Genomic DNA, 13,715 nt, shown 5'->3' with positions numbered 1-13,715 from the left:
GCTGATGCAGCGAATTTCATCGCGTCGACGCAAGCCCCGCATACAGATGCTTTGCGGCAGCGCAGCGCAAATCCCCCAAACCAATCTTTCGCCGCGCCAGCGCCCGTTGTCTCAGTTGCGGACCAAGTGGCCTGAGGCTCGTATCAAGATCAAGGAACAGTTATCGACCATTTTGTCTCCAGTGGCAGCATAAACGGCATGTAGATGGAAGGAGCCGATGCGCATCACTGAAAAGCTATGCTAACTGGAATTCCGCCAATAATCTCATCGAGTTGAGTGGCCCGTTGACTCCGGTCAAAGCGACTGTTGTCGTTTAGACCATTGCCAATCAACTGCACAACCTCCGGCGAGCCCGCGAACTTCGAGTGACTTCCAGAACTGGAATTACCTATTTTTGACAAATCGATCGCGATAACTCCAAGAGCGGCGAGTTCATCGATATTGGATGCGCCGACACGCGGAACACCGCCTGCAATTCGGCGGGAAATGTTCAGGGCGCTGTCGTCTTCAGATAACAAGACGAAAAATCGGTCGAATTTGGTGTCTATTTGCTCCAGTTGCGACCGGAATAGATCCTTATCGATGTCAGGCGAAGCCAATATGATTGTCTGAAGCCGTCCTGCAGCATTGAATCGACCTGTCTGTGCTGCATCTTTCATCGCTTCCATCGTCAGGAAAGCGCCCATGGAATGTGCAAATACGTCGTACCCTTCTGCATTGGTGCGGGCCATGATCGCGCTGATTTCGGGAAACCTTTGCCGAGCGATCAAGGCGCTGTTTAAGTCATAAACGTAGCGTGTGAGGCTTGCAGCGGACGCCCAATCAAAAAGTATGGGGACACCTTGAAATCCACTATCTTCGACGAATTGAGCCAGCCTCAAAACAGCATCACTGGTGGTGTTATTGTAGCCGTGCACAAAGAGGAGAATGTCTCTTTGCCCCCTTGGGATTTTGCGCAATTCCTGATTGACAGATGCGATGAACGCCGCGTCAGTCGCGTAGATGGTTGGCTCGACGACCGCAAACTCAGTTCTCGGGTCTGGCGGTAACCTTTTGGGGCGTTCCAATTCGCCTGCAACATGCGTAGGTGGAATAGAAACCTGAACAGATGCCAAGCCCAGTTCCGGAGCCCGTCGATCAGAAAAAAGCGCACCAACGGTTTCAGTTGATTGCCGGGTTGTCATCAGGAACACTTTTTGTTTGACCGCTGTTTCAACCGACGCGACGGGGACTTTGGGATTATCAATGCCTATCAACTGCGGTGGGGCGGAGCAGGATACCAGTGAGAACGACGCGACCAATATGAATATCCATCTTGCAACGCAGGATTTCGATTTCATAATCAATTTCTCTCTTCTAACAGAAGTGCCAAACGTCTCATTTTCATCTTACCTTTTGGCTGGATGGCTTCGGCGAGACACGGATTTCGAGCCAGATCTCCAGAGCCTCCAGCGGGACCCCCTGCAAAAGCCGGTGCGAGGGTAAAGATTGAAAATCCTGATACCAGAACGGCTTGTAGAGTTCGCGAAAGTTTCTTCATGATCCCTGTGCTCCTAATACATCAGTTCTTTTTCGCCGGGTCGCCACTGGTCAAACCAAGTGTCCAACGGCCCATAAAGACGCAGCGAAATAAACCAGCCTTTCCCCCCGACAACGTCTGGATACAGTTGGCTTCCTAGGGCTCAATTCAATCATCGAGCAAGTGCTCGGACACCCAATCGCCTGCTTTTCTAACGGCAACTCTTGACTCGGGCGATTCCGGCAAAGCCGCCATGAAGACATGCGGCATCCCCTCATAAAGATCGAGTTTCACTGTCTGCCCAGCCTGATCCAATGCCTGATAGAGCCTGACAAAATTGCTGAGGAAAATCTCTTTGGTGCCGCCCTGGATGAGCGTTGGCGGGAAGCCCTTTGTAAAGTCACCGTAAACCGGAGAGACATAGGGGTGCCGGTGGTCCGTTGCATCGGCATAAGCCAGCGCCGAGGGACCGAGGACGTCCCGGTATGTGAAGAACGGCTCGGCATCCCGGAGCGTCACATAGCTATCCCCGGTCTCGGAGATATCGGTCCAAGGCGACCAGAGAATCAATGCTGCGGGCATTTCCATGCCTTGATCACGCATCTTCAAGACGCTGCCGGCCGAGAGGCCGCCGCCCGCAGAGTCGCCGTAGAGCACGATATCGGTAGCCGCGAAGTTTTGCTCATCAAGAGCGGCGAAGACGGATAGGACCTGATCGGTTGTTTCTTGCCACTTGGCATGTGGCGCAAGCGTGTAGTCGACGGACATGACCGTCAGACCCGTTTCATTGGCAAGTAGGATCGCCGAGGTGATCGCACCTCTGGCGGAGTTGAAGACATAGGCACCACCATGTAGGTAAACTGCGATCTTGTCGTTGCGTGCCAGTTTGTCAGGTGTGACTTCGACCGTCGGGACGCCGCCAAGTGTGATATCCCGAAGCGTGCCGTTGAACGCCTCAACGAACGGTGCCGCAGCTTTGATCTTCGCAGTGCTGTCGGCGTCCTGCACTGCTTGCCACGCTTGCACATCGTCCGGGGAAGGCACTGCCGCGTCCCTCCCTTGGCCGAGTGCGGATAGCACTGCGCTCCATTCAGGAGAAATCGTTTCTGGCGCGTGCGCCCACAGGGGATCAGCATCTTGAGCAAAGGATACTGTGGCGATTTGCGCGACGGCGGCGACACTTGCTATGAGCAAGAGTAGACGGTTGCATTGCTTCATGGCGAATTCACTCCTTATCTGTTCCGAGGTCACGTCCGAACCACAGTGGGTCGGACGTGACCGCTAATTTGCTCTGCAATTAGCTCAGTCTACCAGTTCGAACACAGGGAACTGGTATTCACCTGATATAATTTCCGGTCCCGGCTTGTACATCCGCACGATGTAGTTCCAGCCTTCGGTGATCGGAAGGCAATTCACCCGGCCATCATCGCAACCGCCAGCATGGATCGTGACCGATCCGTCCTCATTGCGCTCGGCGGTCGCGTTATTGACCGAATACATCCCAAGGTCGTTTTCCTGCATGTATCCTTCCGCGTTGTACATCGTGATCGAGACAAATCCGCCGTCATTGATTGGGATTTTGTTGGGGATCTCCATGCGGTGCGGCGTCTGACCGTCGTTGGTTGCGGGCACCGCGTTAAGATAGATCGTCGCCTCCTTCGGGTTGCCGCCCCAGCCGAAAGCCGTCCCAAGCAAGTGATCGATCGGATTGAGTTCATTCTTGTCACCAAAATACCCGGATGTATCCTCTTTCGTCGCGGCCAGTACGTTGATCGCAGTGCGCAAAGCCTCAACCTGTTCAAGATCCCAATCCGGCACCTCGAATACGCCGGGATCGTCCTGCGCAATTGTCACGGCATCCTGCAGCTCAACTCCGACGGCGACGTCCGCCGGATCGTTCGCGTTGACGAACGTTCTCAGAATGACAACCGCATAGCGGGTTCCCATGAGATCCTGGGTCAGCGTAAACTCGCCCGGGGCGTACTCCATCGGCAGCATCGAATGATCCTGGTTGATGATCAGGGCCGACAGGTACCTTCCGTCGCTTTCCGGAAGCGTTATCGTAATCGGGTTTGTCAGATCGAACACCCCAATTGAGTACAGCGTATCGCGCTGCATCCGGATCACGTCCTGCTTGTCGATCGCCACCACCTCCCGAATGTGAAAGAACTGGCCGAACCCGCCCTGTGCCACATAAGCCGCCATTGTTCTGTCGGTCTCGGCTCTCACAAAGTTGTCGACCGTAACCGACTCCGCCGCATAGCTGAATGCTGCTGCGCAGGCACTCAGCGCGAAAACACCGGAAAATATCACCGACTTTGTTTTCTGTTTCAATTTCGTTTCCTCCATTTTGTTTCGGTTGGTTCTTCGTAAACACGTGCGCGCAACTTCTCTGATGTCTCATATTCGAACCAGATCAGAGGATCCGCTCTCCAGCCAATTGTTACCGTACAGAGTGGATATCCAGACCCGCGCCAGAGTTTCGTGAACCGTTTCTGGCTTGCTCCTGGGTTCCTGCCCAAACGCCCTGAGAAGCGTGTAGACATCTAGGCGATTCAGCGTAAGCGCCATAAAGCGGGCGTCTAACTCAGGAATCAGACCTTGCGCCTGATCCGCCTCGATGCGGGCCGTGATGGCATCATCGAACTGTTCAATGAATTGAACCCAGGCTCTTTCGAATGTCGCGTCGGTGGTCGATGCGTCACTGGCCGCCCGCAAGATCGGACCTAGCCGAAAGCAGACGTCAACCAGCCCGGCGAGGGATTCGTTCAGTCTCGCGACTGGGTCTCCTACGCCTTCGAACCACGGGTCCGTGACGACGTAAACCTCGCCTTTCAGCAGATCCAACAAGCTTTCCATAAGGTCATGCAGGTCTCGGAAGTACTGGTAGAAGGCCGAGCGGCTAAGACCTGTGGAAGCCATCAGTTTGTTGACGGTCAGATCACGAAACGGGTGCACCCAGATGAACTCCAGCGCAGCGTTTAAGATGGCGGCACGTGTGCGATCTGACTTGCTGGTCCGAAGCGACGCTTGCGGCCTCATGAGTGGCGGATCAAGTTTTTGATCAATTTCTGACATGGCATCTATTCTATCTGACATGCCGTCATTTTTCAAGTTTTGTTTCCGCATCCGTCCGGAGGACGTTTGGGCGGAAAAAGCGGATTTGTGAGCGAAATCCGTGTGCCCGAGCTTTTGGCGCTGCAATATGGTGAGCATGTATCACCGGCTACGAACAAGGGAACGGCCGGTTCGAACTGGAACTGTGCGGCACCTGGGCCACTGACCCAATTGATCCGTGCTGGCGAACTTCTCGGCACACGCATAAGGCGGAAAAGCCCGTCACTCGGTCATATGCCTCCCTGACCTCGCTGCGCCGACGGCAAACGCCCACTTTCTTAGCTACCGTGCGGCGAGATTATCAGACTGGTCAGGACGAACGGTTTGCTGCGTTAGCGAAGGACGCGATTTCAATTCGGGTGCTCTGGGCTCAGTGTCCGAATTCGCCGCGCATCGCGTGAAGGTCTGCTATCGGGAAGTCACCACCACTTTGCAAAGTTCACTAACTGCACTTTGCTGACCTTGGTGCGGAGCGCGGCATGTGGGATCAGCTCTGGATGGGTTTGAACGGCTGCTTTGACGTCTCCGTTCCGGCGCTTTTGCAGGTGCAGCTAACGGCAGCTCTCCGCCCAATTTTGTCGAAATACAATGTGTAGTCGGAGTAGAAAGCTCTTGCCTAATCGGTTCGCGATCACTTTTTCTAGACAAAAACTGCGCATTTATCGCGATGTAGGGAAGATTGAGGCCAGCTTGCGACTGTATGGGTCGTTTCGACGATAGTGGCGTATCGGGTGCTGACTGCTATGGTTTCACTGAACAGTGCATGCGCGATTGGTGGTCGTGAGCTATGACTGGCAAGTAGATTATGGAGAGAGCAGATTTGACATGAGCAATATTGGACTTCTTACAGATATTCCCCCAAGGGAAGCATGGTCTCACGAAGCAATCGATTTCACGCCTTGGTTAGCTGAAAATCTCTCCGTCCTTGGCGAAGAACTTGGCATCCAACTCGAGTTCGAGAGTAAGGAGACTTCAGTCGGAGGTTACTTCGCAGATATTGTCGCAAGATGTCCACAAGATGATCGGGTCGTCCTGATCGAGAACCAACTTGAGAAGTCCAATCACGGGCACCTTGGTCAGGTGATGACCTACCTCGCCGGAACTGACGCACAGATCATCGTTTGGATTGCTACAGACTTTTCCGAACCACATCTAGCGGCACTGAAGTGGTTGAATGAGCACACCGTAGATCCATTCGCGTTCTTCGCTGTCCGTCTTCGTGTGGTTCGTATTGGCGAAAGTGACCCTGCTCCAATGTTCGAGGTTCTCGAACGCCCAAATAATTGGGAACGGCAAATGCATGCGGTTCAAAGGGAGAATAGAACTCAATCGCCGCGTGCCTCCCAAAGGCAAGCATATTGGAGCAAGCTAGTTTCGACATGCCCTGAGTTGGAGGACCAAGGGATCACGCTGAATGGATCTTCTAGTCAGTGGTTGGTGCCTGACGATGTGTCATGCTTCGTTATCAGTATCTACATCGCTATTGACGGCGTAGGGCTCTTCCTTCGTGGCCCGAGAGGAAGCACGCCCGCTGACGTTTTTGAGCGGTTCGAGGCTGAGTCAGATCGCTTCAAGGAGCTGGTAGGCGGAGAAATGAAAGATGCGACCGCGTCTTCACATCCAGTTTGCTTCTTGAAGATTGACACCACAAAGTCCGAGAACTGGGAGAGAGCCGCACTGTGGCAATGCGAAAAGGCTAAGATTTGGTTGCAGGCGACGTCAGAAATTTTTGCGGACAGTCTTGTATGAAGCCACCCGTTCTTGAACGACTAAACATTTGGTGCCCACTTAACCTTGGGGGCCATCCCCTTGAGATAAAAGCGCCCAAAGAGTTCGACCGCTTGCCGCGCTTCAACTTTTCACTGCCTACTTCCTGCTACTTCCTGCGCACGGCCGATCTTTGTGGCAAGAATTCGTGCTTCTGAATGGCAGCTTTCCTCAAACTGAGGCAGCGGCCGTGCAGATGCGGCCAAGGTCCGCAATCCGCCCGCCTTTTAGATGCTGCACAAGCGAAGGCCTTGCGAACACCGGGCCGCTTTGGGGCTGGGAGCGGTCATTGAGGGACTAGCTTGGAGAGCCGGCCGTTGGGTCCTTTGGCTCACTCGGAATGGAGGTAGCGATAAACGGACGAACGAGCGATCCCCAATTCCTTTGCAATTGCAGTCGGCGTCACCCCCTGCTGACGCAGGGATGAAATCCGGTCTGCATCTATTGTCGACGGACGTCCTTTGAATGGGCTTTTAGTCCCCTTCGCTAGCGCCGCATCAATGCCTTCGCGCTGACGAGCTTTTCGCAACTCGGTTTCAAATTCACCGATAGCACCCAGCATATTGAAGAACAAACGACCTTCCGCAGTGCTCGTGTCGATGGATTGCTCCAAGACAACCAAATCCACTTCACGTTCTTTCAGATCGTGGACGATGTTTTGTAAATCGCGCAACGACCTTGCCAGTCTATCTAGACGAGTGACAACTAGCCTATCGCCCTTGCGGATGCCCCTGTGCAGAAGCGCGGCCAGTTCAGCGCGACCGCTGCGAGACGTTCCCGATACTTTCTCCTGATAAAGGTGTTCCGAACTTACGCCTGCGCGCGTCAGCGCTTCGATCTGAGGCTCCATATTCTGCCCACGACTGGAAACTCGCGCATACCCGATCATTTCACCCATCATCTGCTCCAAGTGTCCTATTAGTCTGTCCCACAAAGTTATGGCGACCGAAAAATGATTCGGCAAGTCTAATAGGACACACTAATTGCAATTCGAAGCGTTTCATTTGAGTATACTCAAATCGGACAGATGCATTCTGTTGGAACTGCATCATAACAGGTTCGCGTTTCTTGAAAGCACGAACCATTCCAGAAAGCTCGAACAGTCGCCGCCCCGCCCTCCAAAACGCTAGTTAGCTGGGTTATGAGAAAACGGTTTTCAAAAGACAGTTTCAAGATCGACGGTCGGGTGGACCACACGGTCACGCTGCCGTTGGGCGACCCCTCTCGAAAACGAACGAAATGAAGAGGCGTTCTATCCCAGATGTTCAAGGCCTTCTGGGAGCGGGGTTACTTCAAGTTTGAGCTGTGATTTTCCATCCCAACCCCTGATCCTCTCAGAATCTCGACCATGAGCAGCGAGCAGCTCCTGTTCTTGCCTATGGCGAAATTGAATTCGGTATAGCTCTTCAGCTTGCTTACGCCGCTGAGAATGCCCTTGGAACGCGGTCCAAAGAAACTGTGCTACCAAACCTCCAAATACCACCGCACCTGCAGTGTAGTATTGACCGGCAAGAACGAGTTGAGCCCCTGCAAAGAGCGCAACAATGAAAGGCCAAGCCGCAATAGCCAAAACAATGAGCGCCACAAGACCGGTCATCGCGTAAGCCAATGCTGTGACAGCGACCAGAATACCAGTCATCACCAAAACTACTTTTATCAACTCCGTATCCTCAGATTAAAAACGATGATCGCCGTCGGGCAAGGCTCATTTGTGAGCCGAAATTTGCCCTTCTAAGGCTAATAGATCGAGATTGTGGAGATTTGAGGGCTACAGATACTCTCAAAATCGATCCAAAAAAAGGACATTACATTCTGATTGTTCAAAGCCAGAGGATATGATGGCCGCTTAAGGTCAAAGGTTTAACCCCAAAGACTCCACGCAAGGCTGGAGGGAACTTGGGGCTCAGGTTACTCCGGATGCGAGGCATCTGGAACGTTTATTGAGTTCACTTCGAAATCTGTCATTCAAACTCAACGTTCTCGCTTCGATAATGGCCAGTTGTATCGCCATCAGAAATGTTTCGGCGTTTTTGCGATGCTTTTCCTAAAGCGGGCACTATCAGTTTGAGAATGAATTTTGAAAATAGTAGGCAAGCCAAGGAATATTTACAGGTGCCCGCCGCAACTCATTTTACCCACTCTAAATATCCTGATGCCGGAGCGAAATACACCCGGAAGGCGTGGTAGCAATAACTCCAAAACTTCCCGACGAAATTTCTAAAATTTCCCCGCCAAACACTTGGTGGAGTATTCGGTCGCTAAAAGAAACGGCAACACTACCATCACGAAAAACCGCAGTTACAGAATTATCTTCGTTTACGCTAAGGTTCGCAAATACCGTTGGGCCCATATGGATGGTACTAATCAAAGGGCCACGAGGCGAACTCAATCTACTATCCAAACGGCAAGCAATCCCTCTATTTTTGAGTGTAGCACCGTCAACAACGGTATCACTCCGTTCGCAAGGATCATTTGCGACTCCAAATTTCTCCATGATACTCGCTTTAGAAACTGCGCCAGCAGAAGGGGCAAGCTCCGACAAGGAAGTTGCCAACCAATCTATCTGCCCCATGACATCAGATTGGACATTTTGAAGGTTTAAACAAGCCGCGTTGCTAGAATTCCCAGAGGAACACTCGTCAATGCAGTTTGGCAATATTCCTCTATAGCTTGAATTCGTCGACGAAAAATTCAGCTGATCCGTATCGGTAGACGCCACGGTAACGATCCTTGGTCGAAAAAGGTTTCGGATTGACGCCTTGCGTTGATTTTTTATTCGGTATATCGACCTATAGCTACAGCTATTCGATAAGATCGGAGCGCTTGGAGGTGTGTTAGCCGTGCATCCAATGAATGTTTCCCCCCCAGCATGAAGAGTTCTGATTATTGTTCGGTCCTTGCGAGGTGAACCACCACCAGAAGAGACAATTCCAACCTCGACTATCGACTTTTCAGCACTGCGGTTTACTAGGTATACGCTTTGTCCACAGCCACAACTTGGCTGACTGTCAGTGCGATAGTCAATTCTAACTTTTTGAACCAATGAATCGCCAAATTCACCATCAAAACAGCCAGTTAAAGCGCAAACTAATATAAACGTGAAGGCCAAGCGATTTGCTATCAACCTCATCTTAGATTCCCTTCTTTTTCAGAGAACAAAAAAACCGCATCCACTAGAATATTTGCAGGGAGAATAAATGGCCCTTCAGAAACCATGTCTTCAGCCGCGACACATGCTTCATAAAGGTTCAATGGGTTAAGCAGCTTTGCTTCAACATATAAAGCAAGATCTGACGCGTCTCCTCCAATGTAACTCATTTTCCGATTTCTAAGTGACTGGACCGTGTCAAATTGGGTTGCTGTTGCTACTTGTTTCCAATCTAGACCCGATGCGTTTGACAATCCATTCAAGCGACTCGTTCCAATTCCGAAATCTAGTGATTGGTTGATATTTTCCAGCACGCCAAGTTTCTCGTCTTCGGCGGAAAACTCAAAATTTAGCACGTATTCATCAGGATCTAGTTCAGTGGAAATCGAAAAAGTTTGGCTTGAGGTAGTCTTGCCAATTTTCGTTTTGAAGCCTTTCGATCCAATGCCCAAATCAATCCTTCCGCATTTCCAAATCTCTGTAGTAAAAGTGTTGTCTATTTGTATGTCAGCCCCATTAACTGACATGAGATAATCGTTATGGTCTTTGTATCTACGTTCGCAAGTGCTTTCTGGAATATGTTTTTCCGTTAAACTCATGGCCAACCACTTAAAGTAGTTTTTGCCGAAAGTTAAATTTGTTGAAATCGTCAACTGATATACCCCTTGCCCTAAGGAGTTTCGAGAACGCCAAAAATTAACTTGAGGTTCATGAGACAAAAAGGTTGTCGGTGGTAAGCCTAGAATTTCCAACTTTTCTAGCTTCTGATCTGGCACGCTCCCGCGAGGCTTTGTTAAGTACTCAACAAGCGTGGAGGCATTGTTCTCAGAACCTTCCGGAAAAAGTTTTAGATATGGGTCACTAGAAAAAACTGGGGAATCGAAAAAAGCTTCGTCACATTCTGCCCTTACATACTTTCCTGAGATGTCTCTTAAAAGCGCGGACGCGCGCTTGGGATCATCCTCTATAGCTTCAATCAACAGTTTTTCTGCATTTCCCATTTTCCCTACAGAAAGCATTGAGTCCAAAAATTCAGGATGTAGCAAATTTGCTTTTCCAGTCTCTATGACCGTCGCAAAGTATAAACCATCTAATTTCTCCAATGATGAAACAAACGCTTGCTTGAGGTACACAGGCAAGAACCTTGGAGGAATGCCATTGTACTTTTCGTCACTAAAGAGGATGTGATAAATTCCCGCTTCGAAATGGAAGTTCTCTTCAGCGGAAAGCTTGCTTGTTATTTCTTCTATCGATTTGTTGAAACTAAAAATGGAGCTGCCATCTAGTGTATCTGCTTGCGTCGCCAATCCCGAGAATAAAAACACCGTGAAATGGAAAAAAAGCTTAAACATTCTGCGGACAGAATAGAACATCATTTACCTCAACGGTGTCAGAAAAAATCTGGAGATCGAAAATCGTAGGGCTTTATGCGCTCATGGTAGAAAAATTATTCACATCTTGTCAATAGGTGTGAAATGGTGCCGCTTAGACTGATACTTTAGCTTGCCACCTTTAGGCACACAGCTCAATTTTTGCGGCCAATTCGCTCAAAAATTAACAACCACCCCAATATACTGCACATACGCCCTGTAGCTCACCATACAAAAAGACCCCACGAAATATGCATAGTAACTAAGATTGCAAACCCGAGTACACCAGTTGATTTCCAGTATCAACCTCTAGAAAAATAACATCTTACGCCTCTTGGCTGCGGTTAATCATTGCAATAATTAGCCATTCACTATCTGATAAGTACATGAAATTTATAGATATACCTTTCCCTACCGAATACTGGCGAAGGGATTGTCGAGATTGTTAATCGTCGAACTAAATCCGTTTTGCGAAATAGCAACCACTTCTTGTTTTCTTTCAGGGTTTCGCAAGCTCATGCAGCATAGCTTTACCCTACTGGGTTCATTTTGATAATGTAGCCCAACTCATTTTATGGATCTAACAATTAAGACACTAATAGCGCGGCTGAGAGCCTTCCGAGACAATCGCGACTGGGCACAGTTTCATACGCCTAAGGATCTGGCCTTGTCAGTGTCTGTGGAAGCCGCAGAACTTCTGGAGCTTTTTCAGTGGCGGCGCGAAGACGCTGAACTCGACGGCGCTTTGAAGCAAAAGCTTGAGAGCGAAGTCGCTGACGTTTTCTCGTACCTACTCTTACTGTGTGACAGCACCGGGATCGACCTCGTCGATGCGACGAACAAGAAGATTGATCTCAACGAAGAGCGTTTTCCTGTGTCGGCTAGCCGTGGAGTTGCCAAACCGGGAGGGGAGGATTGAATGCTAAGCACCGATCCATCAGCATTCGAAGTTTTTTCACGTTGGAAAGACGCACCGACAAATGCTTTCGGGAGCAAAAACAACCCCGGGGTTCTGCCTGAGCGAGATAAGGAGAAGTATACGCTCATTTATCAAGAGTTGATGGGTGCTGCGGAAGCAGCTCAAGCGAACCTGACCAAACCTGAGTCCGTCGAGATCAAATCGATGAACTATTCTCCGCAATACGGCTCACGTGGCCACCGCCCAGTTGATGTTTGGGTTTCAATCTGCGGAGCTGGATCCGAAGAATTCGCACGCATGCCGCAGATATACGCGATCGCGTCCGAACGTGGGCTCGAAGTGGGGTTCGCCATTAGCATCAACGAAGACGATTACCACGACCTGTCCGTCAAACATCGCAACAGAACTATCGTTCCGATGATCAATCGAAAGCTACCTTTGTCAAATGACGAACGAACAGTTCAACTTTCGCGAGACTTAGAGCTTGATGGGAGATGGCACTACAATACAAAGGCCCGTCTTTCTGACGGCGATGAAGGTTTCGACGAATGGAGCACGCTGGAAGCGCTGCCCGCCCTCGATTTGGGTCGAGAGCTCAGTCGAGTAGTTGGATTGTTTTATCCCGTTCTCATGGGGTGTGAGCCAACGGCACGGGACACGCAAGTCGTAACGGCTCAAACTGAACTCAACAAGATCACCGATAAGGTAGATTTCGATCCAACCGACACTGTCGACTCACGAAATAGAGTCTTGAGACAGATCGCCCAAAGGCGGGGGCAAAAGAAGTTCCGGCAAGCGCTGCTGAAGGCATACGACGGCGCTTGCGCAATCAGCAAAATCGAGGTCGAGGCTGTACTCGAAGCCGCCCATGTTACCCCTTACTTGGGTGACGAAACTAACGACATCACAAATGGAATATTGCTCCGAACCGACCTGCATACACTATTCGATCTGCATCTTCTCAAAATCCACCCAGAGACAGGTAAAGTGGAATTGTCACCGAGCCTCGCGTCAACTCCGTATTGGAACTACCATGACAAGCGGATTTTCGTGCCGACAAAGGAAGCGGAGCGGCCTAGCCAGTTAGCGCTTTCCCACCGCTATTTCGCTACAAGGGTTGGAAATTCAGAAAAACTATGAAGCTCGCGCACCGTCTTCACGTTTTACTTTGACAGGCTAACCGACTGACACCTTATAGGTACTTCGCAGTTCATTTTACAAATTCATCCAATAGAAACAGTGAGGTCCTTGGGATTGCAAATCCGTCCACACCGGTTCGATTCCGGTACTCGCCTCCATTTACTTTCAATGACTTAGTTCTTGGAAGCTTGGAAATTTATAGTACTGCCACATAGCCTGCCACACATTCCGGCTTTGTTGCACAAATCGGATGAAAGGCGAGCTTCCCCTTTCCCCATCCGGATTTAGCCTACAGGCTCAGTGACTGGTATGCCCAAAGCGGTGTAGCGGTTAAGGACTGCGATGCGGATTTGCACTTCCGCGACTTGCCGCTCAAAGTCTCTCGCCATGAGGCTCTGGCCCATCAGTTTCACGCAATGCATCTTCGTTTCGACGCGGCTTCGTCGGTGGTATCCGCTCCATTGTCGCCATAGTGCTCGTCCTAAATATCTCGATGCATTGACGGCTTCGTTGCGGGCGATCGCTCCCGCGCTTGTAGGTTTCCAAGGCTTGGCATTCCTGCGCGGCGGTATGACGGCATGGGCACCACGCGCGGCAATCGCATCATGGCATTTGCGGGTGTCGTAGGCCCCGTCTGCGGTCACAGAGCCGATGTCCTGATCGTCGGGGATTTGGTTTAACAACTCAGGTAACATGGGCGCGTCACCCACAGTGTTGGTCGTGACTTCCCCTCTC

Annotated in this window: 11 protein-coding genes; 3 read left to right on the top strand and 8 right to left on the bottom strand. The window is 50.7% G+C overall.

Annotation, left to right across the window (positions count from 1 at the left end):
• Positions 1-224: 224 nt before the first annotated feature.
• The 4 genes from C8N36_RS04400 to C8N36_RS04385 all read right to left on the bottom strand — a co-directional run bounded on the left by C8N36_RS04400 (position 225) and on the right by C8N36_RS04385 (position 4,618).
• Positions 225-1,340, bottom strand: coding sequence for an alpha/beta hydrolase (locus tag C8N36_RS04400; protein ID WP_097804891.1), 1,116 nt, complete (start codon positions 1,338-1,340; stop codon positions 225-227).
• Positions 1,341-1,687: 347 nt separating this feature from the next.
• Positions 1,688-2,737 (bottom strand): alpha/beta hydrolase, encoded by a 1,050-nt coding sequence (locus C8N36_RS04395; RefSeq protein ID WP_097804892.1) that lies wholly within the window; start codon positions 2,735-2,737, stop codon positions 1,688-1,690.
• An 84-nt stretch (positions 2,738-2,821) separates the two neighbouring features.
• A complete protein-coding gene (locus C8N36_RS04390) occupies positions 2,822-3,853 on the bottom strand; it encodes a DUF1214 domain-containing protein (RefSeq protein ID WP_211318223.1) in 1,032 nt (343 codons plus the stop codon).
• A gap of 66 nt (positions 3,854-3,919) precedes the next feature.
• Positions 3,920-4,618: a TetR/AcrR family transcriptional regulator gene (locus tag C8N36_RS04385; protein ID WP_170125801.1), complete on the bottom strand. Its 699-nt coding sequence runs from the start codon at positions 4,616-4,618 to the stop codon at positions 3,920-3,922.
• Positions 4,619-5,461: 843 nt separating this feature from the next.
• Here C8N36_RS04385 and C8N36_RS04380 point away from each other — a divergent pair.
• Positions 5,462-6,385, top strand: a complete 924-nt coding sequence (locus C8N36_RS04380; RefSeq protein WP_097804895.1) for a hypothetical protein — start codon at positions 5,462-5,464, stop codon at positions 6,383-6,385.
• Positions 6,386-6,734: 349 nt separating this feature from the next.
• Here the strand turns inward: C8N36_RS04380 and C8N36_RS04375 are convergent, their stop codons facing one another.
• From C8N36_RS04375 to C8N36_RS04360, 3 genes are all read right to left on the bottom strand, one after another.
• The gene (locus C8N36_RS04375; RefSeq protein ID WP_097804924.1) at positions 6,735-7,301 is read right to left on the bottom strand and encodes a recombinase family protein; all 567 of its coding nucleotides are present in this window, start codon (positions 7,299-7,301) and stop codon (positions 6,735-6,737) included.
• Positions 7,302-7,655: 354 nt separating this feature from the next.
• Positions 7,656-8,063: a hypothetical protein gene (locus tag C8N36_RS04365; RefSeq protein ID WP_141468083.1), complete on the bottom strand. Its 408-nt coding sequence runs from the start codon at positions 8,061-8,063 to the stop codon at positions 7,656-7,658.
• Between the two features lie 1,466 nt (positions 8,064-9,529).
• On the bottom strand, positions 9,530-10,924 hold the full coding sequence (locus tag C8N36_RS04360) for a hypothetical protein (protein WP_170125800.1): 1,395 nt from the start codon (positions 10,922-10,924) through the stop codon (positions 9,530-9,532).
• Positions 10,925-11,594: 670 nt separating this feature from the next.
• On the opposite strand from C8N36_RS04360, the gene C8N36_RS04355 reads away from it, so the two are divergent.
• Positions 11,595-11,840 carry a MazG-like family protein gene (locus C8N36_RS04355; protein WP_245910733.1) on the top strand — a complete coding sequence of 82 codons (246 nt, stop codon included), beginning with the start codon at positions 11,595-11,597 and terminating at the stop codon, positions 11,838-11,840.
• On the top strand, positions 11,841-12,980 hold the full coding sequence (locus C8N36_RS04350) for an HNH endonuclease (protein ID WP_097804900.1): 1,140 nt from the start codon (positions 11,841-11,843) through the stop codon (positions 12,978-12,980).
• Positions 12,981-13,264: 284 nt separating this feature from the next.
• Here the strand turns inward: C8N36_RS04350 and C8N36_RS04345 are convergent.
• The coding region (locus C8N36_RS04345) for an IS5 family transposase (protein WP_110767807.1) at positions 13,265-13,715 on the bottom strand (451 nt) is incomplete at its 5' end.

It is taken from the genome of Pelagimonas varians, assembly GCF_003208435.1.
Classification (GTDB): Bacteria; Pseudomonadota; Alphaproteobacteria; order Rhodobacterales; family Rhodobacteraceae; genus Pelagimonas; species Pelagimonas varians.
This window is presented reverse-complemented; position numbering and strand designations above follow the sequence as displayed.

Coding starts and splice junctions, on each gene's coding strand:
- C8N36_RS04400 (WP_097804891.1), bottom strand. CDS start 1,340: ATGAAATCGAAATCCTGCGTTGCAAGATGGATATTCATATTGGTCGCG.
- C8N36_RS04395 (WP_097804892.1), bottom strand. CDS start 2,737: ATGAAGCAATGCAACCGTCTACTCTTGCTCATAGCAAGTGTCGCCGCC.
- C8N36_RS04385 (WP_170125801.1), bottom strand. CDS start 4,618: ATGTCAGATAGAATAGATGCCATGTCAGAAATTGATCAAAAACTTGAT.
- C8N36_RS04380 (WP_097804895.1), top strand. CDS start 5,462: ATGAGCAATATTGGACTTCTTACAGATATTCCCCCAAGGGAAGCATGG.
- C8N36_RS04375 (WP_097804924.1), bottom strand. CDS start 7,301: ATGGGTGAAATGATCGGGTATGCGCGAGTTTCCAGTCGTGGGCAGAAT.
- C8N36_RS04360 (WP_170125800.1), bottom strand. CDS start 10,924: ATGTTCTATTCTGTCCGCAGAATGTTTAAGCTTTTTTTCCATTTCACG.
- C8N36_RS04350 (WP_097804900.1), top strand. CDS start 11,841: ATGCTAAGCACCGATCCATCAGCATTCGAAGTTTTTTCACGTTGGAAA.